We start from the raw sequence: 25,008 nt of genomic DNA, 5'->3' as shown, positions 1-25,008 counted from the left end.
AGAAATTTGCGCTAAATCTCTCCGTTTATCAGCTTGAACTTGCGGCTTTGTTTGACGCGGGCCTGCACGCTTTCCATGCCGCGGACAAAGATGACGTTGTGCAGCTCGCTTTGGCCTAGCTGGACTTGGGTAAGCTTACGCGTGAACGGGTTGTAGGAATGCGGGACGAAGCCCGCGCCGGTTACGATCTCGGCGGCTTCATCCTGCGCATCATCATCATACCGGTCTGCGCTGTCGTTGGTCTCCATCACAATCGCCGCCAGCGACGGGTTGGCAAGAGTGCGTGTCATGCCGCGCAAAACATTTGCCTCCCACCCTTCGACATCGATTTTGGCGAGGCTGGGCGATTCTGATCCAACAATATCATCCGCGCGGCGCACAGGCACATCGATCGTCGCGACGCGCTTGGCTTCTTCTGCAGAAACAACATGGTTCATCGTGTCGTTATCAGCGGTGAATTTCAGCGTCCCATCCTCTGCGCCAAGCCCGATATTGTGACGCTGGGTTTGCGTTTCGATCCCGTTCGCTGCGACGTTTCTCTCGAGCTTGCTGAAGGTTTCTGGAATGGGTTCAAACGTCATGGTGCGCGCGCCGACCGCCCCCGATGCAAGCACGGTGTATGTGCCGATATTCGCACCGATATCGAGGAACAGATCATCTTCGCGCAAAAAATGCAGGACGAATGCCATTTCGTCGGGTTCGTGCAGGCCGCAATAGTAATTGCCCGTTGCCCCGGTCATTCCGCGTTCCATGCTCAATAAAGTGTCGTCGACAAACGGGACAATTTTGGGTTTGGAGGACAATCGTGACGTGATTTGCCAACCTAGATACCGGCTCAATGCCCTCGCTTTCCCATTTCTGTTCAGCGGGTGAGACATGATAAACGGAATGGTACGGAGCATCGTTCGCAGGCCTTTTCTTTTCAGACTAGCTACACTTACAGTGCCCGTCCAATCAGCCCGGCTCTCGTTTCTCAGCGATTACAGTTATTTCTGGTTGCCACGCACCAATGTATCGCACGGTCATGCCTTCAAATAGGTCTCTTCCCTGATGCGGGCATCAATGCGCTGTCCGGCCTATTTAGGGAACTCGGAAAGAGATTTCAGTCTGACGGACTAGACTGTGTTGATACGGATCGGCCCTGAAAACATCACGCCTAAGGTCTGGGCGGCGCGTTTTCTGCGGCATCACCTTCCTGCCCGATATCGAGCCCGTGTTTGAGCAGCATCGGCAGGTTGAGCATCGTGAAGATCAGGCTGAGCGGCATGAACACCCATATTTTCGCCCAGAGCCATCCCTCGAATGACATGTAGGCGACCAGCGCTTCATTGAGGCCTGCGAGTGCGAGGAAGAAGATGCCGAAATTGCGCGATATTTTCAGCCAACCTTGCTCGTCCACACCTTCAAACGCAGCCTCAAGCAGGATCTTGAGCAAAGCTTTGCCCATGACAAAGCCGCCGAGCAGCATGACACCGAAAAAGCCGTAAATGATTGTCGGCTTCAATTGCACAAAGCGCGGATCGCCGAAGAATACTGTGAGCGCTCCGAACCCCACGATAAGCGCGGTCGAAAGCATCAACATCGGTGAAACATGGCCGAGTTTGAACTTGCTGAAACCAAGCGCGATAACCGCTGCGACCATAAAAGCGATAGTGCCGTAAATGACCGGTGCGATATCGCCGAACTGGGAATCCGCCGGCACAGGATAGAGCTTAAACACTGTGAGGAATATGATCAGCGGCCCGTAATCGACCAGCATGTTGAGCCAGCCCGCTTTCGGTTTTGCGCTGGCCGCTTCGATAGCGTCTACTGCGGTGTTTTCTTCAGTCATTGTGCGACCCCTGCGATAACGCGCGCGACCAGATCGGGATCGAACGGGCGCAAATCTTCCATTTTCTCACCCACTCCAATGGCGTGGATCGGCAGGCCATATTGCTCCGCTGCTGCGACGAGCACGCCGCCGCGCGCTGTGCCGTCCAGCTTGGTCATGATCAGGCCCGTCACTCCCGCGACTTCTTTAAACACGTCGATCTGTGAAAGCGCGTTTTGTCCGTTTGTGGCATCTAGTACGAGGACAACATCGTGCGGAGCCTCCGGGTTGAGCCGACCAAGGACCCGGCGGATTTTCTCCAGCTCGTCCATCAGCTCGCGTTTATTCTGAAGCCGTCCGGCTGTGTCGACCACCAGCGCATCGATGCCAGTGTCGGTTGCTTGCTTTACCGCGTCGAACACGATGGAGGCGGGGTCGCCGCCTTCAGGACCGCGCACGATGTCTACGCCCGCGCGCTCTGCCCATGTCGCGAGCTGACCGATGGCGGCGGCACGGAATGTGTCGCCCGCCGCAAGCAGCACGCCGTAATCATCTTCGGTGAAGAGATGTGCGAGCTTTGCGATGGTCGTGGTCTTGCCCGATCCGTTTACGCCGATCACTAAGATCACTTGTGGGCGGGGGAAGGCTGTGACTTCGAGAGGTTTGGCAACGGGTCGCAGAATCTCTGCAATTTCCTCGGCCACGGCCTCTTTCAGCTGTTCCTGAGTAATCGTCGTGCCGAACTGTTTTTCGGAGAGTTTTGCGCGGATACGGCCCGCGGCCGCAGGGCCAAGGTCTGAAATGATCAACGCGTCTTCGATATCGTCCAGTGTCGCATCATCCAGCTTGCCGCCGCCAGCAAGACCAGTGAGGTTTTCGCTGAGCCGGTCGGAGGTTTTGCGAAAGCCGCCAAGCAGCCTGTCGCTCCAACTTGTCTCGCTCATACCAGCAGGCCTTCCTCGATACCGCGCACGGTCACATTGACGATTTGCCCGGCTTCGGTGCCTTTGGAAAGGCGCACGCGGGCATAGTTCGGCGCATAGCCCGTTCCGTCGCGCTCGGCGAGGACGGGCAGCGTTTCGCCCACAAGACTGTCGAGCCACGCGCTGCGCACTTCGGCGACGGCGGTGCGCAATTCAGCGGCGCGTGCTTTTATGATTGAGCGGTCCATTTGCGGCATCCGCGCAGCTGGCGTGCCGGGGCGGGGCGAGAACGGAAAGATGTGTCCATGCGCAATGCCAAGCTCGTGGATGATCGAGAGATTCTCCGCATGATGCGCGTCGGTTTCGGTCGGGAAGCCCGCCATCAGGTCAGCACCCACGGTGATTTCAGGGCGGCGCGCTTTCAGGCCGAGCACCAGATCGACCGCGTCACCGCGCAAATGGCGTCGCTTCATCCGTTTCAGGATCAAATCCGCACCGTGCTGAAGGGAAAGGTGCAGATGCGGCATGACGCGCTGCTCGCCCGCGAAGAGTTCAAACAGCTCCTCGTCAATTTCGATCCCGTCGAGTGAGGACAGGCGCAGGCGGGTGAGCTCGGGAAATTCCCCCAAGATCGCGGTCGCCAATGTGCCGAGTTTGGGCTCGCCCGGCAGATCATGCCCCCAACTGGTGAGGTCAACGCCGGTCAGGATGGCTTCCTTTGCGCCTTGGGCAAGGTGCTGTTCCACCTGGCGCAGTGCCTCTGCAACCGACAGCGAACGGCTTTTGCCGCGTCCCTGAGGGATGACGCAGAATGTGCAGTCGTGATCGCAGCCGTTTTGCACCGCGATGAAGGCGCGGGTCTTTGTCGGCGCGATGGGTGTTTCCGCGACAGGGACGTTCCATGCTCGCGGATCAAGCTTGCGCTCATTTGCGACCAACCCGTCGACTTCGGGCATATCGGCGATCTGGTCGCGTTCAATATCGGCGGCGCAGCCTGTGACGATCAGCCGAGCATCGGGGCGCGCGCGGCGAGCCTTGCGGATGGCTTGGCGGGTTTGGCGCACGGCTTCGGATGTGACGGCGCAGGAGTTTACGACAATGACATCGCCGCTATCGGCCAGCATCGCGCGCATCCGCTCGCTTTCGGCGATATTCAGGCGGCAGCCGAGCGAGATAATTTCAGGCTTCACATCAACCGGCGCGCTCACGAATAGTCATCCCATTCGAATGATCCGCGATAGGCTTCGGTCGCGGGGCCGGTCATGCGGATGGAGCCGCCTTGCTCCCACGCAATCGTGAGATCGCCGCCGGGCAGGGTGACTGTGACGGGACTTTGCGCGATGCCCTTGCGGATGGCCGCAACCGCCGTTGCGCAGGCCCCCGTGCCGCAGGCCCGCGTAAGGCCGGCGCCGCGTTCCCACACATGCAATGTGAGGTGATCCTCGCCAGCACGGCTTGCGACATTCACATTGATCCGTTCGGGGAAAAGCTCGTCGGTTTCGATGACAGGACCGATTGCTGCAAGGTCCACGGCATCGGCATCATCGACGAAGAAGATGACATGCGGATTGCCGACATTCACGGCCATCGGCGCGGCTAAACCGTCCCAACCCACTGGCATACTCATCGTGTCCATCGGGTATGCGAGCGGGATTGCGTCCCATTCAAATTTCGGAATGCCCATATCGACGCTTGCGCCGCCAGCTGCAGGCTCAAGCGCAATTGTACCGCCAGCGGTTTCCACGCTTGCAGCTGTTCCGTGCAGCAATGCGACCGCGCGGCTTGCATTGCCGCAGGCTTCGACTTCGCCGCCATCGGAATTGAAAATGCGCATCTTGAAATCGGCTGCCTGGCTGGGCTCCAGAACGATCATCTGGTCGCAGCCTATCCCTTCGCGCCGGTCGGCAATCCGCGACGCGAATGCTCCCGAGATAGCGGGCAGGGCGGTTTTGCGTGCATCGAGCACCACGAAATCATTGCCGAGGCCATGCATTTTGATGAAGGGAACGCGCATAGTGATTGCGCATTTATGCACCCGCAGGCGCTCCGTCTAGTGTGAGCGGCTCTTGAAAGCGGCTATTTGCTGGCGCTTTGAAGGAGAGGATGCTCCGCGCGGATATCCGCCTCTGTCGCGGCTCCATCGGCATTGGGCTCAATCGAGCGCGCCAGTTTGTTGAGGCGGCGCAGACGCTCTAGCACTTCCTCAGCGCATTCTGGCTTGCCGTACAAGTACCCTTGGCCTTTGAGATCACCCATTTTCTTTAGCATCTCGAGGACGTCTTCACTCTCGATGCCTTCGGCGGTGATCGGCATATTCAACCCTCGTCCAAGAGAGACAATTGCGTCTACAATCGTGCTGTTGCCGTCTGAATTGCGAAGCTCGTTGACGAATGACCGATCAATCTTGAGCCGGTCAAATGGCAAGGTCCGCAGTTGCTCAAGACTGGAATAGCCGGTGCCGAAATCGTCGAGACTGATCGCTATGCCCTGATTTCGGAGGCTGGTGATCATAGAGCGCACCATGCCGATATTGTCATGCAGACAGCTTTCGGTGACTTCGATTTCGAGGCGGTTCGCCGGGAACTTATGTTCGACCAGCATCTTGAGAAGTTTCTGCGCAAACCATGGATCACGCAGCTGAACCGGTGAGATATTGACTGATAGGGTCAGATTCTCGTCCCAATGCCGCGCGTCGGCAAAAGCGCGCTTGATCAATTGTTCGGAGACTTCGGCAATCAGGCCGATTTCTTCTGCAATCGGAATGAAGACTTCGGGGCTGACGAGGCCGAGTTGCGGGGATTGCCAACGCGCGAGCATTTCAAATCCGGCCAATTCGCCAGTGGCGATGTCGACCTGTTGCTCATAGAACGGGACAAACTCGCCTTCGGCAACGCCGCGCCGGATGCCGGCTTCCAATTCGTTGCGGAAACGCAATTCGTTTTCCATGCTTGGTTCAAACCAGAAATACCGGTTCTTGCCTTGCTTTTTGGCGTGGTACATCGCGATGTCAGCGCGGTGCATCAATTCTGCGGCGTTGTTTACGCTCTTGTTCTGGACGGCTTCGTCATGGTCCGTTGCGATACCGATCGACATCGTCGCGTCGATCACGAGCGATTCCAGCCTGAATGGCAGGATCACATGATCAAACAAGCGAATGACAAGCTCGTCTATGCGGCTGCGCATGTTCGGATCATAAGCCATGACGAACGCGAATTCGTCTCCGCCAAGGCGGGCGCATAGGGCATCATCGGGAAGATGAGACACGATCCGTTCGGAAAGGCTCACCAATACCTGATCGCCGATAGAGTGCCCGTGCATATCATTGATCTGTTTGAAATTATCCAGATCAATCATGGCGTAAGCGACAGCTTGGCCTTTTTCCATTGCCTGTTCGCGCAAGTTGTCTGTTGCGATGGCCATACTGCGACGGTTGAGACGGCCCGTCAGCGGATCGATTTCGGCAAGTTCGCGGGCATGGGCCTCGGCACGTTTCCGCTCGGTGATTTCAATTGTGAGTTGGGAATAGCGGCGCCATCCGAAAATGATCAGCGCGATGTTAAGCAACATAGCGTTGACCAGCAGCTTGTCCGGACCGCGGCCATTGGCAAAGACTGCATCGATGACGCTCGGCAGAACACTGCCGCCGGTGCCGACGAACATGATGATCGCAGCTGTTGCGATGCCCAGTGCGATTAGATCTTTTTCGGCTCTGCCGAAGCGATCCGTGTTTTTATTGTCGGTCACCGTCTCTGCCTTACGCACAGATTGCGCGCCCTCCCCGATGGACTGATGCTCCAAGGCTTGAAGCAATAGTTGCGCAGGTATGCGGGCAGCCTCTAAAAATCGGGTTAATTCGATTGTATATGGTGCATTAGGGTGGCCTCGTATTGACCGAAAAACTACGCAGCGCTGCAATATTACCTGTGATCAGGAGAGAATTTCATGGCTGAAAAGAACTACTGGCTGATCAAGTCCGAGCCTTTCAAATACAGCTGGGATGATCTGGTCGCCGAGAAAGAAGGCACATGGGATGGCGTACGCAACCATCTGGCCAAGAACAATTTGAAAGCCATGAAAGTCGGCGATGAATGTTTTTTCTACCACTCGCGTGAGGGCTTGGAGATTGTCGGCATCTGCACGGTCAGTGTCGCAGACATTCTCGATCCGACGGACGAAACCGGCAAATGGGCGGCGGTTAAGGTGAAGCCGACGCGCAAGTTCGATAATTTCGTATCTCTCAAACAGATCAAGGCCGAACCGAAACTGGCCGATTGCGAACTTGTGCGCCTGTCGCGCCTATCCGTCGCCTCGATAAAGCCGGACGAGTGGACGCTGATCTGCGCAATGGCAGAAGGCTGACCACTTAAGCCTTTGCGCGAAGTCCGCTGATCGTTGCGCCGCTCGCGGCGAGTTGTTCGATGTCAATCTTCATATGAATGAGGCGCAGACCGGTGCGGGTTTGCGCATCGGCTAAGGCGTCGGTGAATTCCTGCGTGGTCGTTGCCGTGGCGCTCCAACCGCCGAATGCTGCACCAAGTATGGCAAAGTCAGGATTGGCGAGCTTCGTGCCGGATACGCGGGCAGGATATTCGCGCTCCTGATGCATGCGGATCGTGCCGTAGGCGCCGTTATCGATCACCAGCACCAGCATGTTCGCGCCGTGCTGAACCGCCGTGGCGAGCTCTTGCCCATTCATCAGAAAGTCCCCGTCTCCGGCCACTGCAACAACCTGACGCTCGGGATGGCGAAGGGCGGCTGCGACTGCGGCTGGCACGCCGTAGCCCATCGCGCCCGCGGTCGGCGCAAGCTGGCTGGGATAGCCGGCATAGCGCCAATATCGGTGCCACCAGCCGGCGAAGTTGCCGGCGCCGTTGCAGATGATGCTGTCTTCGGGGAGCACTTCGCGCATGTGAGCGACACAGGCGGCCATATCGAGCGCGGGCGCGTTGTCTGACGGCTTAGGCGTCGCCCACTCGCTCCATTCGCGGTTTGCTTCTGCGCCTGCATCGAACGGGATGACACTGCTGTCCTCCCACAATGCGGCTGCCTCCGCAAATTCATCGACGCTGCAGCACATTTCGAGATCGGTTTTGTAAACGCGCCCCAACTCATTGGCATCGGGATGAATGTGGACGAGCAATTGATCGGGATGCTCCAGTGTCGGCACCTCGTATCCGTCGGTTGTCGCTTCACCCAACCGCGCACCGACTGCGATTATCAGATCGGCGTCTTTCACCCGCTGGACCAGCTTCGGGTTGGGGCCGTATCCCATATTGCCGGCATAGACGGAGGAGGACGGCGCAATCGCGTCCTGCCTACGAAATGCGGTTGCCACGGGAAGGCCGATGTTCTCGGCGAATTGCTGAAAATGATCCCGCGCCTTCGCATTCCAGCCTGCGCCGCCGATAATTGCAACTGGGCTTGCGGCATCCGCGATCAGGCCGAACAATGCCTGCATCGCATCAGGGCACGCGGCCTGAGCAGGGCGGTGAGTAAGCGGACGCGGTTTTTTCGCCGGATCAACTGCATCGCACAGCATGTCTTCGGGTAAAGCGATGACAACGGGGCCGGGGCGTCCGCTGATCGCGACCGAATATGCTCGTGCGATGTATTCGGGGATGCGCGCTGGATCGTCGATGCGCGTTGCCCATTTGCAGATCGGTCCGAAATAGGCGCTGAAATCGACTTCCTGAAAGCCTTCGCGGTCCCGCATCCCGCGCGCGACATCGCCCACAAACAGGATCATCGGCTGGCTGTCCTGATGCGCAACATGCACGCCGATGCTGGCATTTGTCGCGCCAGGGCCGCGCGTTACGAACGCTACACCAGGGCGGCCAGAACCTGCCGCACCCATTGCGCCATCCGCGCAGGCCATAAACGCCGCGCCGCCTTCCTGACGGCAAGTGACGGTTTCGATTGTTGCGGTGTCATGGAGCGCATCAAGCACTGCAAGAAAGCTCTCGCCCGGAACGGTGAAGACGCGGTCGGTGCCTTGTTCGGCAAGGCATTCCACCAGCAGTTCAGCTGCGCTCTTCATGTCCCGTTTCTCCCATTATCCGGACCTGTCACCGGCGCTTAGCGGGGCAGGGCACCAGAGGCAATTACAGTGATGTGGGCGATGCCAATATGGTTAGCGAAGCGCCAGTTCTGTCCCGCTGTGTGACAGGGGATAAGCGAGCGCGGGGGAAGGGGTTAAGAAAACGTTAAAATGGCGTAGGCGGGCATCAGAAAACAACACAACTCGAGAGAGAATATGCGTCGCAGCCTTGTCCTTACCGATGAAACAAGCCGTCACCCGTTCCGCGCAACTTTGCCGCCGAGCGTAAAGGCCGACTTGCATGATATCCCGGCAGAAGCGCTCTGGCGTTTGACGGCCGAGGACGTGCGCGGTTTTGCTACCACATATGTGGCGGTAACAGCGGCGGTGCTCGTCTTTATCTTCTGATTACACGGCGGCTCTTGCGGGAGCGGCCTCTATCTCAGCCTTGTGCAATTTCTTGCCCAACCAGGCAGAGATTACCGTCATCAATGCTGCGAACAGCAGTTGCTCGGCTACGGGTATTCCCAGCGCGGTCATGCCGAGTGCAACAACAGAACCAGTCACCATTGCGAGTGAATTGACGATATTGTTCGCCGCAATCGTGCGGCTGGCGGCATCGGGCGCGCAGCGTGTGGTCAGGAACGCATAGAGCGGCACGACGAACATTCCGCCGGCGGTCGAGATGCCCAGCAGGATCAGAGAAAGCGGTATCGCCAGCGGCTCAAGAATCCATTCCTGAATTGGCAGCAATTCGCCCGCTTCATTGGGGATCCATGCGCGGCATACGAAGTAAAAGCCGACAAGGAATATACCCATAAACACAACGCAGATCGGTGCGTAGCGAGCGGATACCTCGCCTTTAAGCAGCGTGTTGATCACCATCGAACCGACCGCAATGCCGACTGAGAAAATCACCAGAAACAGGCTGGCAACCTCGGGAGTGGCGAGCAGCTGATTTTTCGCGAGCGGCGGAAACTGGATGAACAACACCGCACCGATGGTCCAGAAAAAGCTGATCGCGATAATCGCGTACCAAATCTCTCGAATATCGCGGGTCTTCTTGACCAGACGCCAGCTCATCACAACCTGATCGGCCAGAGCAACCGGTACAATGCCCAGCCAGCGCAAAATCGGATTGCGGGTCTTTTCGTTATAGGGCTCCAACAGTGGGAAATGCAGTTCGTGATTGCCCTGTGGCGGCGCATCCGGAACCCAGCGGCAAACGATATATCCGACGATAGAGGTCAACACGACGAGGACTATCGCATATTCGATATCGATAAATCCGGCGAGGATCGTCCCCATCAGGATCGCAATATATGTCCCGGCTTCGACCAGGCCAGTGCCGGGCAGGACCTCATCCTTCCTTAGGTGCTGAGGAAGGATCGCGTATTTGATCGGGCCGAGAAACGCCGATTGCACTGCGGCAAGGAACACGACAGCAAGCAGTAATGGTATCGCTACGGTGTGCACGGCGATGCCCTGCCATGCCATAAACAGGCCCGCCGCACCTAGGCTCGCCCAGCCGATCTCGCACAGTTTGACGATACGAATGATCGCGGCCTTGTCCCGCGTATCGGCCAACTGACCAGCGAGCGCAGAGAACAATACGAATGGCAGGATAAACAACAGCGAGGCTACGCCGCTGAAGAAGGCTTCCTGTTTCTCATCATTATAAACGGAATAGACGACGAACAGGACCAAAGCGGTCTTGTACAGGTTGTCATTGAACGCATTGAAAAATTGCGTGACCATCAGCGGCATAAACCGCTTACGGGTCAGGAGACGCGTCGAAGTTGTCATAAATGGTGTTCGAAATCGCTCCTCTGATTCCCAGATAGCGGCTGCGCTGGTATGCACAAGAGCGTTCACAAACCAGCAAGGTGACTTTTGCGCGGATAAAAGTGACGCTAGAGCATCCATCCATATGTTGACGTTACCCAACATCCTTACGCTTTCGCGTATATTCGCCCTGCCATTGCTGGCGTTCTTCCTGTGGTGGCCGGAATGGCGGCTGGGATATGCGATCGGGTTTGCGCTCTATGCGCTGATTGCGATCACAGACTTCTTTGACGGCTATCTGGCGCGTGCGCAGGGGACGGTGTCGAAGCTCGGCATCTTCCTCGATCCGATTGCGGACAAGATTATGGTGGCGACCGTGCTGCTGATCCTGACCGCGCAAGGATATCTGCGCGGGCCATATGTCGGCGATATGCATGTGATCGCGGGTCTTGTGATCCTGATCCGGGAGATCGCGGTATCGGGTCTGCGCGAATTTTTGGGCGGATTGCAGGTGTCAGTGCCGGTCTCGGCGCTGGCGAAGTGGAAGACGACGTTTCAACTGATCGCTCTGGGCGCGCTGATCGCTGGCGGCGCAGTGCATGGACAGCCATGCCAGTCACCCGACGCAGGTTGCCTGACCTTCGCGGAGAGCTGGGTCCACGTAATCGGCCTAGGCAGCCTATGGGCAGCAGCCGTGCTGACCGTGATCACTGGTTGGGATTACCTCCGGGTCGGTTTGAAGCATATGGATTGAGTTGTTGGCGCTCTAGCTTGCATGCGCTCTACGACTTGAGTATTTGCTTCTAAGCCCACTGTGGGCATGGAGTTTTTTTGAAAACGATTGCGACAATTCGCTGATCCTTTTGTGATTGGCATTTGAAATCCAACCGTCACCAAAGTGAGCTTTGGTGCATGGTTTTTTGCATTCAAAATTACTCGAAAGTCTAACAATGAAAAATCACAATATTCGGCCGCTTGAAAGCCGGGACCTTGAGCGCGCGCGTTATCTCGTTGGTGAGAACGAGATGTTTCCGCCGGAAATGCTCGAAGATATGACTGCCCCGTTCTTCGAAAATGACCCTGATCAAAGATGGGTCGTATTCGATGACGGGGCGGTTGATGGCATTGCATATTATCTGCCCGAGCAAATGGCAGAAGGCGTTTGGAATCTCCTGATGATTGCCGTTGACCCGAAGAGGCATGGTCAGGGTCTCGGAACGCAACTGATGCGATTTGTCGAAGCGGAACTCGCCGCAGCTGGTAATCGTATCCTACTTGTCGACACATCAGGTAAAGATGAGTTCGAACGAACGCGATCTTTCTACGATATGCTCGGATATGATCGGGAAGCGTGCATTCGGGACTATTGGACGTCAGGTGACGACAAGGTCACTTTTCGCAAAGTACTGACTTGAATGGGGACGGGCCAGTATAATGCTGGCCCGTCATCTGCACGTAGAAGTGCTCGTGCCTCTACCCCTCAGCCCGCGCCTTGATTACCTCGAGCACATTGTCGTGAACATCACCGAGCAGCACTTCGCCCCATAGGCCGAAATACCAGCCGAGCCGGGTGCGCATCTGGTAGTGAGTGGTCAGCTCCAGCGTGACCTCGTCCGGACCATTTTCGATGAGCGTATAGCCTCCGCGCGCGATCTTCACGACGGGGCCGTCGGGGTCGATATGCCTATCTGTATGCGCTTGAACGGAACCGTCTGGGAATACGAAGGACCATGCGATCCGCTCGCCTTCGACGATCTCGTCAACGTGCTCTTCAAAACGGATATTCGGGCCCCATTCGGCTTCGCGAACCAAGCCGGTTTCGCGCTGGACCAGAGCAGCATCGCTGGGGCGGGGGATGCCGACCACATCATGGGTGAAAGTGGCCTTGCCTTCGCTCTCCGCAATATCGGGGATCGCGATCAGCATGGGCCACACGTCCTCCGCGCTCGCAGCGATTGTGACGGTGCGCGTCACGGACCGCTCCTGCCACTGCGCTGGGCTCATTTCCTCGGCATAGATCAGCGCGAATGGCAGTGTGAGGGCGGCGGAGATTTTCAGGCGCATGCCCGAACTTGCTTCACGTTCGGCTTCTTCTCGCCGGATCCTGATTATCAGGCCCGCAAGCGCCCCACCTATTCCGCCGACGAGCCAGAAGGGCAGCACCATCATGATGCACACAAGTCCCTCGGCAAGACCGAAATAGACGAACGGGAAAAGCACCGCGAAAAGAGCGATCGGCGCGAGGATGCAGCCAACCGTGTTGTATTGCGCCCAGCCTAGCCCGCCAACCAACGCTCCCAAAGCAAATGGTATGGCAACCAACACGCCGAACCCGGCATAGCCATTGTCGATACCGGGGCCGTAAACGAGGTAAGCAAACGCGCCCAGCATCGTCGCCAGCATGCCCAGTAGAAAGCCGGCTCCGGCAGTGTTCGGGGGCGTAAACGGCTCTTCAGTCATTGCGAGTGCCGCTATGCCCGATATGGGCTAAACTAAAAAGGCTTGTGATGCGGAGCAGCACTCTAATCCGCGACGGTTACCTCGTAACTCTCGCGTGTCGTTCCCACTGGATAGATCGACGCAGTGAATTCGCCTTCGACATACAGCACTTTGTCGTCAGGCAGTTTCTCCACATGCCCCTGAGCGAATTCGTCCAACCGATCCCATTTGCCGAGCGACTTTAGGCCCTTTGGATCGAGCAGGCTCGCTTTCACATTATCGCAGGTTTCGCCTTCCCAGATGAGCGTTTCCGGGTTGTATCCCTCGTAAGCGAATTCGATCATGCAGGCCGGCTTATCGCCTTGCTTCATATCTTTCTTGCTGGAGATCGCGGTCTCGGTCGCGATCGCTTCCGAAGGTCCGGCATCATCCGCTGGGTCAATGATGCTCGACTGGGCCAATGGCGGATCAGAAGTTGCTGCCGCCGTATCCTCATCAGCCCGAGGCGCAGAGGCCTCGGGCTGATTGGAACATGCCGCAGTTAGGACAAGAAGAGCGGCTGGGATCGCAATCCCTGTTTTGTAATGTGCTTTCATGTCCGTTCCTTACCGTGGATCGTACTCGACATGAAGGTGATTGTTGCTCGAGTTCGAGAACGTTTCAAAAATCACATCGTAATCATCGCCCAGCTTCTGTTCGACACGGCTGTCCAGCGCAAAGCCTTGATCGCGAGTGATGTTGCGCCCGCGGAAATCCAGTGCGCGATTTGAGTAGTGCAGCGAATTGCGGCTGTGGCGGCTATCATTGCCCGATGTGATAACAGGGCGGGGCAGTCCCAGCTCGTTTGCGGCCTGAGATACTGCAACAATGACTGCCTCCATGGATGGGTGCAGAGTGCTGATCTTCACAGCGCGGCTTTTCACATCGACATTATGCTGAGCCGCGATGGCCCGGCCATCGACCGATGTACTGGTCACGGATTGCGATGCCGATGGCGCGGTGCCGCCCGGCAGAACGACTTGGAACGGGTCAGGGCGAAAGCGCTGCAATTCCGGCACGGTGCCATGGCGGTGGATCGCGTTGCCGCGTCCCAGCACAGGTCCGTCCAGAGCCATGATCCACGCCAGATTACGTGCATCGGAGAAATGCGGGTTCGCGTAGTTGAGATGCGAGTCCACGAATGATCCTGTCCCGGTTGAGCGCGCCTGAAGATAGTCATCGACGAAATCGTTCACGCGGCTGCTCACAAGACTCATTGCGATCTGATCGACCGAGCTGCGACCATCGCGCCGCGAAACCGGGCCGTTAATGTCGGAAAACTGGTTGCGGGCATTCACGACGCTGGCGATGGTTGATCCCCAGTGATCGGAAGCAAGCCGGTTCAGGATCGTATCGACGATCCCTTTCGCCTGATCATCGCCGGCGAATTGCACCCATTCGGTTTGCAACGTCTTTTTGATGTCGCGAATGTCTTTTTCGGTAAGGCTCAGGTGCCCACTGGTCCCGCCACTCGAAGTGGTGCTGCCACCGGTGCTGCTTGAGCTCGAACTTGATCCGGTCGGGATCACAATCGATTGCCCGACCGAGATAAGGTTTGGATTGCGAATGCGCGGATTCGCCGCCATGATTGCATCGACTGTTGTGCCATGCGCGTTCGCAATTTTGGACAAGCTGTCGCCTGACTTCACGAGATAGACATTGCTTGCCTCGCGAACCGTGATGACTTGCCCGACATGGATCAGGTTTGGATCGCGGATGTTATTGCGCAGCGCCAAATCCTGCATATCGACATCGAACTGGTCAGCGATTTTCTGCAATGTATCACCGGATTTCACGGTGTAGGTTTCGTTTGACATATGTCCCTCCCTTAAAGTGTGAAAATATTCAATTTTAATGGGTTAGCTCCCAATTTCTTCGATCATTTCGGGCATTGGGGTACGGCTCGGACCCCATATCCAAAGACTGAGAAGAAGCCTGATCCGTCATCGGCCGGATCGAATGATCGGCCCGCTATCAAATCTTCCTCAATCGCGAAGATCAGATCCAAGGCTGGCGGTTCGGCATTGGCGGACACGCTGACTGTATGCTTGAACACTTCCTCGCCCTTGAAGAATGCGTTGAAGCGGTAGTTTCCCGGCATGACTTCTTGCGAAAAAGGCTTTTCGGTTTCGCCTTGCCCAAAATTGGCCACCATGACCGTTGAACCGGAGGGGGAGCCATTGCGCAGCGGGGTCATTCCGATTTGCAGGTGATTGATCGCGTCAGAATCGATGGATTCCACGATAAAAGTGCCTTGGAGATGCTTTTTGCGGTTCCGCTTGGCGCGCTCTGCTTCTGCCTGTTGTTGCTTAATCAGTTTGGCAATGCGGTCCTTATTCTTGAAACCAAACGCCATCGCGCCGATACCGCCACGCTTGCCGATCATCGCCGCAAGCCCTTTGGGATTGGCAGCCGCTCCGCCTCGCCCGCGGCCTAGCGCCACTGCGCTCCTGTGCCCGCCTCCGCGCCGTGCCTGAACCTGAGGCCCGGCTTGCTGCATGGCTGCGATCTTGGATAGATCGGTTTGCCTTAACGCACGCAGCATCCCGCCGCGCTGCATCAAGCGTGTCTTGCTGATCTTCTTGGGTGAGATCATGCTCTTGATCGCGGCATTCGCGCCAAAGCCCTTCGCAAAGGCGAGCTGCTTTTTCCCGCCAATCCGGGCCTTTGCGAGCCGGATCAGATTTTTTGACGATTCCTTGATCTTGGGCTGCTGTTTTTCGGGCACAGCAATATTGGCAACGATTGTTGTGTCGCCTGAACTCGCCAATTTGCAGGAGCATTTGAGGCGGGTCACCTGGTAACTGGGGACCAGAACAATACTCTCTGGAATCACTGGAAGGATACCGCCTCCGGCGCCATCAGAAACCAGTTCATCATGGTCCCAATAATCGGCCTTAAAGAGATCGAAATCGAGCCAGTTGCGCCTGATCTGGAACTCACGAAAAGTCGCGCGCACACGGTGCACATAGGGCAGCTGATTGACCACAGACTGTCGGTTGACGCCGAGCCGATCGAGCAAGCTCCAATCGATCGTATCCAGAACCTCTTGCGCGGTCAGTTCGAAATATTGCCAGCCGCTTTCCGGATCAGGAGAGCTGAGCGCTTCGATCCCTTCCAAAGTGGTCCGATGATAAACCCGCCCCGGTTCGGCGATACTGTCAATTTCCGATTGGGAAAGGGTTTCACGCAGTTGACTGCGTTCGTCCTCTCCAGTGCCATCGTCCTCAAATTCTTTGATGAGGCGCTGCGCACGGTCAAATTCGGCCTTGTTCCCCTGAACATTAAGCGCCGTTTCCGCGCGCAGGACTTTCTCTTCAAGCGCGTTTCTAAGCGGCGGCGGAGCGTCCTGCGGCAGTTCGAAGAGTTCCATTTGGGCATCGAACAATGCGTCGCTTAACTCGATAAACTTGGTGTATCCGGGGGTTTGTGGCGGAAATTCTGATCCGTCGTCATCGTAGAGCAGCGATTTCGCTTTCTGAACTTCCCCGGGAACCTCATCGCTTCCGCCGCGATCAAAGTCGGCTCCCTCAATGATCCTCGAATAGACCGAGGCAACGGTCTTGTTGGGCGAGACACGTTCGCTCCGGATCTTCAGCTCCAGAAGACGGTTCAGCACCATCATCATGAAATCATCCTGGACGCGGTCGAAATTCTCCCAGAAATCGGGAGTGGACGACGACGTTTCAGGATCGATTACCGGCCGCCCTTCGCGCGCGGCCTCAACCCATTCGCTCAGGACAAGCAGCATGCCGGAATCAACGATAAATTCATTGAGTTCGAGCGAGCCGGCAAGGGTGAAGGCGCGTCCTTCGGCATCGGGTTGGGCGACTTCGGCGATCGGCAGGCGGTAAGACTTGCTTACCTCCTGCGCGATCAGTGCCTCGACGCCTCTTACTAGAGCAAGAGCGTCCATCGATCAGACCCAGTGCGACGGGTCAGAGTGCTCTTCCAGATCGGGATTGGGCGCCTTGTTCAGATAGGTGCCCCGGAATGCGACGATGTGCGTGCCGCCGATGGTTATTTCGCCGGTTGAACGGTCGGTCGTGACCAGCTCGTCTTCCTTGGATGTATCCCTGCCGCCGCCGATTGCAGCTGGTAAGAACGGCAGAGTCGTCCGACCAGAAAAGCTGCTGTCGCTTTTCGATTTCTCGACATAGTCCAGAATCTGTTCGGACTTGATCTTCAGGTTACGGATGAAGATGACCGAAGTTGTGTAGGCAGGCAGAATGCCCTTTGGCGGCTTGCCGCCATCAGACAATACGAAATCATCATCCTCAAGCGCGGCAAGCGAGTCTCCGGTTGCCGGATCAGTCATCGTGTACTTTCGGCACATCAAGAACGCCGGATCGAACCACGGGCGGACAAGGATACCCTGAGCGATTTCGAACGAGATCGACACTTCATCAGAAAATGTTTCCTCTTCGGAATCGGTGCTCGATTTTGACATTTTTCCAGCGCCGGTCATGCCGATTGGCAGAACGAACCCGACCTTGCCGTGGAACGATTTCGTCTCGCTCGAAAATTCATCGTAGGTCGATTTGTTGTTCAGCGAGAACTTCTGCCAACTTTCCTGTTTGAACAGATTGGCTGGAGTGATTGACGTGAAATGGCTCGCGGTTGTTGCATCGGCGATCAGGTCGACATCAAACTTTGTGTTCTCCATCACTTCCTGAAGGCGGGCGCGGTATTCGACCATGCCCCCTTGCTCCAGAGCATTGATGATGTTGATGATCTTGTTGACCTTGCCGCGTTTGCCGACGGTGTTCCAAAGCTGCATCAAACGGTGCAGTTTCTTCTTTTCAATGGCAGTCAGTTTTGCGCGGTACCGCGCATTGGCAGGATCGCGCTCGATATCGATCAGCTTCTCGATCATCGCTGCTTCTGCGTTCTCATAGAGATTGCGGAAGTAATTGTAGTTCTGCATCAATTTGGTCGGCTCTGGCGGGTCGCCGCCTTCCAAAAAGGTGCTGCCACCAAGATCACCCAGATCGATATCATCAAGACCGTCCAGGCCATCGAGATCCAAGTCATCGAGGTCGCCCAGATCATCGAGGCCCGCGAGCGGATCATCGGTGAGATCAGCCGCTGCCAGATCGTCATCGGTAACTTCGTCTTCGACCGGCACTTCCAGAAGAGCGCGCAGTTGATCAATCTTCTCTTGTTCCGCAGCAGACCGTGGGCGGTCGAGAACACGGGCCGAATTGATGACTTCGAAGAAGATTTTGTCGAGCGACTGGCCCTTTGTCCGGAATTCCTCAAAGCTCTTGAGCTTGCGCGTTCCAGCGAGCGTCTCTTCGTTTTCGTCGACATCGGTCACGAACACGGTGTTTGGTTCAACCGAAGGTACGAAATTGACGAGATTGGAGAAATAGAACGCGCTTTCACGGCGTTTCTTGAAGGCATCGGCGCGGGCATTGTCGCCGCCTTCTGCGCTGCCGTCAGGTATTTCGCCCGTCAGGAAAAACAGATCATCATCGGCGAGCGGAATGGTGGGCGTGACATAGGTCGCGAACTCGCTTTCGGCGCGTTTTCCCGATGGCGTCACGAAGTTTGCGATTGAGCCGTATAGTGTGTCCACAAGTTGACTCATGGTTACGGCTTTGAATTCATTCTCGGGCATTGCAGACTCCTATTAGTAAATAAGGGCTGCGACCTGCATTTTTTGTTTTATTGGCGAGTTTATACAAATAATACCCGCAGATTTGATTTTTGAATTGTTAAATGCGTGAATTATCGCATGCAAAATGCATGTGAATAGCTCAAACTATTTTGAACTTTCCCCTCTGTGCGAATCGGTTTACGTAATTCCACCAGTTGGGTATTGTATAAAAATGTCGCGTAGCTCTTTTGCACTATGCGTGAGTGTTCGGACGCAAATTTTTTGTCGGGTATTGAAGGTGAGGATTTGCGCCTGTGCCGGCTTTAAAGCCGCGTTCTCAGTACTCGGGGGAGCTAAGATTAACCGGCGCGCAGTTCTTCTGCGAGAAGCTTGAAATCTGCCTCGCGCGGGGAGTTCTTCCGCCACACAAGCACAATCTCTCGCTTGGCCGTGTCGCTTTCAACCGGGCGGGCGACAACTTCGGTGCCAGTCAGAATGCCCGCATCGATCGCCATTTCAGGCAGCATGGTCAGGCCAAGATCGTGATCGACCATTTGCACCAATGTATGAAGACTGGTGCCGATCATCGCGGCGCTGGCGCGCAATTCGCTGCGGTTGCAGGCGGCGAGAGCGTGATCGCGCAGGCAATGCCCATCCTCAAGCAGCAACAGCCGCCCCTGGTCGATCATTTCTGGCGGAATACTCGCAGGCGGATCGCGCGGATCGTCTTTCGGGAATGCGACAAACAGCCTGTCATCCGCGATATGTTCGTATTCCGCCTCTGCCGTATCAAAAGGCAGCGCGAGCAGGACGCAATCAACGCGGCCATGCTGGAGCGAATCCATCGCGTCCTGACTGGTCTCTTCGCGCAGCATCAATTGCAGGTCGGGGCGCTCATTGCGCAGGCGAGGCAACAGACGCGGGATCATAAATGGAGCGATGGTTGGGATCACGCTCATACGAAGCTGACCCGATAAAGGCTTGCCCGCAGCCTGAACCAGATCGGAAAGCTCCTCCGCCTCACGCAGCAGCTTGTTCGCTTTGGTCACGACCTGCTCGCCCAGAGCGGTAAAACGAACCACGCGCCGGCTGCGCTCCACAAGTGTCACACCAAGCAGGGATTCCAGTTCGCGAATGCCCGCTGATAACGTGGATTGCGAAACAAAGCTGGCATCTGCAGCGCGGCCAAAATGGCCATGCTCATGCAGCGCAACGAGATATTGCAGCTGTTTGATGGTGGGGAGGTAAGTGGACATAATGCCCGCTTTACTCCGCCGCTTCGGCGTCGGCTTGCGACTCTTCCATGCTCGCTTGCATGTCGTCGATATGGGTCATCTTCAGCTTGCCGCCTTGAACTGCGAAGGCGAGCCTGCCTTCGACGAGCTCCAGCGCGTCTTTGCCAAACACTTCATAACGCCAGCCTTCGAGCACTTTCAGCTCGCGAACTCCGGCGGCGAGTGCTTCCATCTCGTCTGCACGGGTTAGCAAGCGCGGCGCCACATCGATTTCGCGCGCGCGGATTTTGAGCAGCAGTTTGAGCAAGTCAGCGACCAGAGCGCCTTCTTTGCCCAGTGGCGCGCCGCGTTTCATTTTCTGCGGCATTTCTTCTTTGGAAAGCGGTTCTGCATCGGCGATGATCTTCATCATGCGTTTGCCGATGTCATTGTCTTTCCATGCGGCGGAAAGACCGCGCACTTTGGCCAGATCGGCCTGTTTCTTTGGCGGGTGGCTCGCGATGTCGGCGAGCGTTTCGTCGCGCATGATCCGGCCGCGCGGAATATTCTTATGTTGCGCTTCGCCTTCGCGCCATGCCGCCAAAGCTTTCAACCGGCCCAGAACGGTCGGATTGCGCCCCGGCGAGCGGATGCGTTTCCACGAATTGTCCGCATCGACGATGTAATTGCTCGCATCAGCCAATTTTTCCATCTCCGCATTGAGCCAGTTGCCGCGCTCTGTCTTGATCAGCTTTTGCAGGATCTTCGGGAAGATGACTGACAAATGCGTCACATCGCCAATCGCATATTCAATCTGGCGGTCGGTGAGCGGACGGCGGCTCCAATCGGTGAAGCGCGCGCCTTTATCGACCGTAATGCCCAGCCATGTTTCAACGAGGTTGGCATAGCCGATCTGTTCAGACTGGCTGATCGCCATCATTGAGATTTGCGTGTCAAAGATCGGGTAGGGGGTCTTGCCCGTCAGATTGACGATAATCTCGACATCCTGACCGCCGGCGTGAAACACCTTCAAAACCTCGTCATTCTCGCACATCAGATCGAGCAGCGGGGTCAGGTCGATGCCATCGGCCAGCGGATCAATCGCGGCGGCTTCTTCCGTGTTGGCGATCTGCACGAGGCAGAGTTCCGGCCAATAGGTGTTCTCGCGCATGAACTCTGTGTCCACGGCAACAAATTCGGATTTGGAGAGGCGCTCGCACAATTCGGTGAGAGCTTCGGTGGTGGTAATCAGATCGTGTATTTTCATTGTTCTTCTTGTTCGTTGGAGCGGAGTACCGCTCTCGGGCTCAATGCCCATCAGGACGCTGCGTCAATGCAGCGCTGCCGCGCTTAACCCGATACGCCTGTTTAGCAAAAGAGTTTAGGGGGCAACCCTCGTCTTCCCACAGATGGAAGGGTTTAAGGCGCCGTTATTTGCGAAAGATGTCGCCAAACAGCTTTACCGCTTCGCGCAATGCGGGGTCTTTCATTCTGTTTGGACTGGTTCGAAGCACGTCTCGCAAAACGAAATTTGCAGCAGCTTCGGCCTGCTTGGGCTTTATCCCTAGGTCTATCCCAAACGGATTGGCGCCTTTGCGCTTTGCTTCGCGCTCATCGTAGGTTTCTTCGACATGATCTTGGACAAAGCGCAACCGAACACCGCGCGCAATGAAAGCTGCATCGCGCTTGTTGCTGAGTTCGTCATATTCCAGTGCCCCCGCATGGTTGAGCAAGTTCGCCATCATCAATTGGCGTGGGTTGGCCATGCGGGAGGTTTCTTCCTCAGACCAGATTTTTGGCGCAGCGTATTGCGGCTCTCGCCCTAGCGCAAAGTAGCGGCCGCCGGTTACTGGCCCGTATTCTTCCTTTGTTACGATGGGAGAACCAAATTCAGGGCTTTCTCCGTCATTGGCGAGAATGAAATGAGCCGGGCACGGCAATCCATTGCGGCGCAGCGCGTTGCGAAATGCGATATGCGTCCCGGTGGAAATGAGCATGGAAAGCGTGGCTAACAATTCACCAGAAGCCATTGCTTCCCGCGCTTTGATCGGACCTTCGCCAATCTTGAATTCCCAAGTTGCCCGTGACAGCTCGGCGAGGCCATCGGTGGAAACCTTATCGTGAAGGCGGCGCGTTGGCCCTTGCGGTAGAGCTCTTGGAGGACCGCCAATCATGTTCGCCCCGTAACGATAGCAAAGGGATTGCAAGTTGAAGTCCTCTCCACCGCTAAGACTGATATTTATGAAGGGCTCAAAGGGTTCATCGGGGGAGGGTTCAAAATATAGTGGCGCATGTCGGATTACTTTGATGCCGTGCAGCGAGCCGACTTCGGCTTCGTATCTCTCTACGGCTTGGCAAAGGGTATCCCAATTTTTGATGTCCAGTGCATCACGGTCCAGCGCGCGCGCCGCTTCGATCGTTGATCGCATTGGAGCAAGTGAATCGATTTGCTGATGGTGGCGCAGCATATCTTGAAGCTCACCCCAAACCGCATCAGCCTGGCCCTGGATCAGCTTTCCCTCAAGCCACCTGAAATGGATTACACGTTCGTGCAGCCTTATAAAAAGTCTGCGATTGGCTTCATTCATCGGCGCTTCCTTCATTCACAGGCGTAGCTGTGGCTTGCATTTTGCGGTCGATGCGGCGATTGGCGCACCATTGTGCCCTGCATGCCGGGGCAAGTGGCGGTCAGTTGGTTTCGGTTGGCCTTAACACACAACAAATTTGTGAAAGATTACCATGCACGCTTATCGCACACACACTTGCGCACAGCTTTCCGCTGAAAATGTCGGAGAATCGGTCCGTTTGTCGGGTTGGGTCCACCGTAAACGCGATCATGGCGGCGTTTTGTTCGTCGACCTGCGCGATCATTATGGAATCACCCAACTCGTCGCAGACGAAGATTCGCCCGCGCTTTCGGTGTTTGAACGCCTTCGCGCCGAATCCGTTGTTACCATTGATGGCGATGTGAAGGCCCGCACGCCCGAAACCGTGAACAAAGACCTGCCCACCGGCGCAATCGAAGTGTTCGTTCGCTCGATCACAATCCAGAGCGCGGCGGAAGAATTGCCTATGCCGGTTGCTGGCGAGCAGGAATATCCCGAGGAAATCCGCCTCAAATATCGCTTCCTCGATTTGCGGCGCGAAACCATGCACCGCAACATTGTGCTGCGCAGCCATGTCATCACTTCGCTGCGCAACCGTATGACGGCGCAGGGCTTTACAGAATTCCAGACCCCGATCCTCACTGCATCAAGCCCGGAGGGCGCGCGCGACTTCCTCGTGCCGAGCCGCATGCATCCGGGTAATTTCTACGCGCTGCCGCAGGCGCCGCAGATGTTCAAACAGATGCTGATGGTTTCCGGCTTTGATCGTTACTTCCAGATCGCGCCGTGTTTCCGCGACGAAGATTTGCGCGCTGATCGCTCGCTTGAGTTTTATCAACTCGACTTCGAAATGAGCTTTGTCACGCAGGAAGATGTGTTCCAAGCGCTTGAACCCGTGCTTGCTGGCACATTTGAGGAATTCTCGGGCGGCTACAGCGTAACCCCATCGGGCAGCTTCCCGCGTATTCCATACGCCGAAGCGATGATGAAATACGGCACGGATAAGCCCGATCTGCGCAATCCGCTGATCATCAGCGATGTGACCAGCCATTTCGAAAAATCGGGTTTTGGCCTGTTCGAGAAGATCGTGGGAGGCGGCGGCGTGGTCCGCGTGATCCCTGCGCCGAAGACGAATGAGAAGAGCCGCAAGTTCTTCGATGATATGAACAATTGGGCACGCAGCGAAGGTTTTGCGGGTCTCGGCTATGTGACCCGCAAGGGCGGCGAGTTTGGCGGGCCTATCGCGAAGAACCACGGCCCTGACCTGATGGCTCAGCTGTATGACGAGCTTGGCCTTGGCGCGGATGACGGATTGTTCTTCGCCGCTGGCAAGGAAAAGGACGCGGCGAAACTCGCCGGTGCTGCGCGCACCCAGATCGCCGAGCAACTCGATCTGATCGAGCAGGATTGCTTCAAGTTTTGCTGGATCGTCGATTTCCCGATGTATGAGTGGGACGAAGACAACAAGAAGGTCGATTTCAGCCACAACCCGTTCTCCATGCCGCAGGGCGAGATGGAAGCGCTCGAAAACATGGACCCGCTGGAGATCAAAGCGTGGCAGTACGATATCGTCTGCAACGGCTATGAACTGTCATCGGGCGCGATCCGGAACCACCGTCCGGATATCATGTACAAAGCGTTTGAACTCGCTGGATACAGCAAGGAAGATGTGGACCGCGAATTTGGCGGCATGATCGAAGCGTTCAAGTTGGGCGCGCCGCCGCATGGCGGATCGGCTCCGGGTATTGACCGGATCGTGATGCTGCTCGCTGGCGAGGAAGCGATCCGCGAAGTGATCGCTTTCCCGATGAACCAGAAGGGCGAAGACCTGATGATGAGCGCGCCGAGCAAGGCCGAGCCTGCGCAATTGCGCGAGCTGTTCCTACGCACGATAGAGCCGCCTAAGAAAGAGGGCGAGCAGTAAACGCTCCTCTACATAGCGAACACGAAAAAGGCCGCCTCGCACTTTACGCGAAGCGGCCTTTTCTTTGTGTGATGTTACCGGGGAGGGGGCGGAGCGCACTGCGCTACGGTCACATGTGTAACGGGCGCTCACGCCCTGACGCTTCCCCCAGCGTCACTCTGTCACGTCATGCATATTGATCTTCCAGCATATCGGCGAATTTCTCGCCCTTGCTGATCTCCGCATAAGCATCCTGGAGCAGCGTGCGGACCGACATATCCATCGATTGGATGTCGTCGTCATTCAATGCGTCCCGGAACTTCTGGGCGATGTATTCTTCGCCTTCATCCACGCGCTCGACCGCTGCCTCGTCGCCATCCGAAAATGCTTCGGTGATCGTTAGGAAAGTCTGGTGTGCTGAACCCGTCATACTGACTTCTGAAATGGCTTCTTCGCCATGGTTTGTCAGCGCGGTGTTCAATTTCGAAAGCGTCTGCTGGCGCATTCCGACGCGTTGTTCGAGTGCTCTGGTCAGGGCCGGGCTTTCCGATTTTTCGGCTGCCTTGCGATATCCTTCGACCGAGTCAAAAGTTGTCTGTGTAAGTTCTTTCAATGTTTCAACAGTGTTAGTCATGGTTCTCCTTGAGAGA

Annotated in this window: 22 protein-coding genes; 5 read left to right on the top strand and 17 right to left on the bottom strand. The window is 56.4% G+C overall.

Going from position 1 to position 25,008, the window contains the following annotated elements; all coding sequences use genetic code 11:
* Positions 1 to 11: 11 nt before the first annotated feature.
* The 6 genes from MWU39_RS08395 to MWU39_RS08370 form a co-directional block, all read right to left on the bottom strand.
* Positions 12 to 803, bottom strand: coding sequence for an FkbM family methyltransferase (locus tag MWU39_RS08395; protein ID WP_247159547.1), 792 nt, complete (start codon positions 801 to 803; stop codon positions 12 to 14).
* Positions 804 to 1,156: 353 nt separating this feature from the next.
* The gene (locus MWU39_RS08390) at positions 1,157 to 1,831 is read right to left on the bottom strand and encodes an inner membrane-spanning protein YciB (RefSeq protein ID WP_247159546.1); all 675 of its coding nucleotides are present in this window, start codon (positions 1,829 to 1,831) and stop codon (positions 1,157 to 1,159) included.
* The gene (ftsY, locus tag MWU39_RS08385) at positions 1,828 to 2,754 is read right to left on the bottom strand and encodes a signal recognition particle-docking protein FtsY (protein ID WP_247159545.1); all 927 of its coding nucleotides are present in this window, start codon (positions 2,752 to 2,754) and stop codon (positions 1,828 to 1,830) included. Before ftsY ends, MWU39_RS08390 begins: the two co-directional genes overlap by 4 nt.
* Positions 2,751 to 3,941 carry a MiaB/RimO family radical SAM methylthiotransferase gene (locus tag MWU39_RS08380; RefSeq protein WP_348646382.1) on the bottom strand — a complete coding sequence of 397 codons (1,191 nt, stop codon included), beginning with the start codon at positions 3,939 to 3,941 and terminating at the stop codon, positions 2,751 to 2,753. Before MWU39_RS08380 ends, ftsY begins: the two co-directional genes overlap by 4 nt.
* Positions 3,938 to 4,747, bottom strand: coding sequence for a diaminopimelate epimerase (dapF, locus tag MWU39_RS08375; RefSeq protein WP_247160344.1), 810 nt, complete (start codon positions 4,745 to 4,747; stop codon positions 3,938 to 3,940). The genes MWU39_RS08380 and dapF overlap by 4 nt, the downstream gene beginning before the upstream one ends.
* Positions 4,748 to 4,809: 62 nt before the next feature.
* On the bottom strand, positions 4,810 to 6,477 hold the full coding sequence (locus MWU39_RS08370) for an EAL domain-containing protein (RefSeq protein WP_247159544.1): 1,668 nt from the start codon (positions 6,475 to 6,477) through the stop codon (positions 4,810 to 4,812).
* Positions 6,478 to 6,675: 198 nt separating this feature from the next.
* On the opposite strand from MWU39_RS08370, the gene MWU39_RS08365 reads away from it, so the two are divergent.
* Positions 6,676 to 7,092 (top strand): EVE domain-containing protein, encoded by a 417-nt coding sequence (locus tag MWU39_RS08365; RefSeq protein ID WP_247159543.1) that lies wholly within the window; start codon positions 6,676 to 6,678, stop codon positions 7,090 to 7,092.
* Positions 7,093 to 7,096: 4 nt separating this feature from the next.
* On the opposite strand, the gene MWU39_RS08360 is transcribed toward MWU39_RS08365, so the two are convergent.
* Complete coding sequence (locus MWU39_RS08360) at positions 7,097 to 8,770, bottom strand: thiamine pyrophosphate-binding protein (RefSeq protein ID WP_247159542.1); 1,674 nt, start codon at positions 8,768 to 8,770, stop codon at positions 7,097 to 7,099.
* Between the two features lie 216 nt (positions 8,771 to 8,986).
* On the opposite strand from MWU39_RS08360, the gene MWU39_RS08355 reads away from it, so the two are divergent.
* Positions 8,987 to 9,178, top strand: coding sequence for a hypothetical protein (locus MWU39_RS08355; RefSeq protein WP_247159541.1), 192 nt, complete (start codon positions 8,987 to 8,989; stop codon positions 9,176 to 9,178).
* Here the strand turns inward: MWU39_RS08355 and MWU39_RS08350 are convergent, their stop codons facing one another.
* Positions 9,179 to 10,576, bottom strand: a complete 1,398-nt coding sequence (locus MWU39_RS08350) for an MFS transporter (protein WP_247159540.1) — start codon at positions 10,574 to 10,576, stop codon at positions 9,179 to 9,181.
* 124 nt (positions 10,577 to 10,700) lie between these two features.
* Here MWU39_RS08350 and pgsA point away from each other — a divergent pair, with 124 nt between their 5' ends.
* The gene (gene pgsA, locus MWU39_RS08345; RefSeq protein ID WP_247159539.1) at positions 10,701 to 11,309 is read left to right on the top strand and encodes a CDP-diacylglycerol--glycerol-3-phosphate 3-phosphatidyltransferase; all 609 of its coding nucleotides are present in this window, start codon (positions 10,701 to 10,703) and stop codon (positions 11,307 to 11,309) included.
* Between the two features lie 196 nt (positions 11,310 to 11,505).
* Positions 11,506 to 11,970 carry a GNAT family N-acetyltransferase gene (locus MWU39_RS08340; protein WP_247159538.1) on the top strand — a complete coding sequence of 155 codons (465 nt, stop codon included), beginning with the start codon at positions 11,506 to 11,508 and terminating at the stop codon, positions 11,968 to 11,970.
* Between the two features lie 58 nt (positions 11,971 to 12,028).
* On the opposite strand, the gene MWU39_RS08335 is transcribed toward MWU39_RS08340, so the two are convergent.
* The 8 genes from MWU39_RS08335 to MWU39_RS08300 form a co-directional block, all read right to left on the bottom strand.
* On the bottom strand, positions 12,029 to 13,015 hold the full coding sequence (locus tag MWU39_RS08335; protein WP_247159537.1) for a hypothetical protein: 987 nt from the start codon (positions 13,013 to 13,015) through the stop codon (positions 12,029 to 12,031).
* Positions 13,016 to 13,077: 62 nt separating this feature from the next.
* Positions 13,078 to 13,590, bottom strand: coding sequence for a hypothetical protein (locus tag MWU39_RS08330; RefSeq protein WP_247159536.1), 513 nt, complete (start codon positions 13,588 to 13,590; stop codon positions 13,078 to 13,080).
* Positions 13,591 to 13,599: 9 nt separating this feature from the next.
* Complete coding sequence (locus MWU39_RS08325) at positions 13,600 to 14,850, bottom strand: LysM peptidoglycan-binding domain-containing protein (RefSeq protein WP_247159535.1); 1,251 nt, start codon at positions 14,848 to 14,850, stop codon at positions 13,600 to 13,602.
* Positions 14,851 to 14,912: 62 nt separating this feature from the next.
* Complete coding sequence (locus MWU39_RS08320; protein ID WP_247159534.1) at positions 14,913 to 16,949, bottom strand: hypothetical protein; 2,037 nt, start codon at positions 16,947 to 16,949, stop codon at positions 14,913 to 14,915.
* Between the two features lie 3 nt (positions 16,950 to 16,952).
* Positions 16,953 to 18,656, bottom strand: a complete 1,704-nt coding sequence (locus tag MWU39_RS08315; protein WP_247159533.1) for a hypothetical protein — start codon at positions 18,654 to 18,656, stop codon at positions 16,953 to 16,955.
* 338 nt (positions 18,657 to 18,994) lie between these two features.
* The gene (locus tag MWU39_RS08310; RefSeq protein ID WP_247159532.1) at positions 18,995 to 19,891 is read right to left on the bottom strand and encodes a hydrogen peroxide-inducible genes activator; all 897 of its coding nucleotides are present in this window, start codon (positions 19,889 to 19,891) and stop codon (positions 18,995 to 18,997) included.
* 10 nt (positions 19,892 to 19,901) lie between these two features.
* Entirely contained in the window at positions 19,902 to 21,116 is a 1,215-nt protein-coding gene (rnd, locus tag MWU39_RS08305) for a ribonuclease D (protein WP_247159531.1), read from the bottom strand.
* Between the two features lie 163 nt (positions 21,117 to 21,279).
* On the bottom strand, positions 21,280 to 22,278 hold the full coding sequence (locus MWU39_RS08300) for a hypothetical protein (protein WP_247159530.1): 999 nt from the start codon (positions 22,276 to 22,278) through the stop codon (positions 21,280 to 21,282).
* A 310-nt stretch (positions 22,279 to 22,588) separates the two neighbouring features.
* Between MWU39_RS08300 and aspS the strand changes: the two genes are divergently transcribed.
* Entirely contained in the window at positions 22,589 to 24,379 is a 1,791-nt protein-coding gene (gene aspS, locus MWU39_RS08295) for an aspartate--tRNA ligase (protein ID WP_247159529.1), read from the top strand.
* Positions 24,380 to 24,545: 166 nt separating this feature from the next.
* Here aspS and MWU39_RS08290 read toward each other — a convergent pair whose 3' ends face one another.
* The gene (locus tag MWU39_RS08290) at positions 24,546 to 24,992 is read right to left on the bottom strand and encodes a PA2169 family four-helix-bundle protein (RefSeq protein WP_247159528.1); all 447 of its coding nucleotides are present in this window, start codon (positions 24,990 to 24,992) and stop codon (positions 24,546 to 24,548) included.
* Between the last annotated feature and the right edge of the window lie 16 nt (positions 24,993 to 25,008).

This window comes from Erythrobacter sp. F6033 (assembly GCF_023016005.1).
Classification (GTDB): Bacteria; Pseudomonadota; Alphaproteobacteria; order Sphingomonadales; family Sphingomonadaceae; genus Erythrobacter.
Note: the sequence above shows the minus strand (reverse complement) of the source record. Positions and strands in the feature narration are given on the sequence as shown.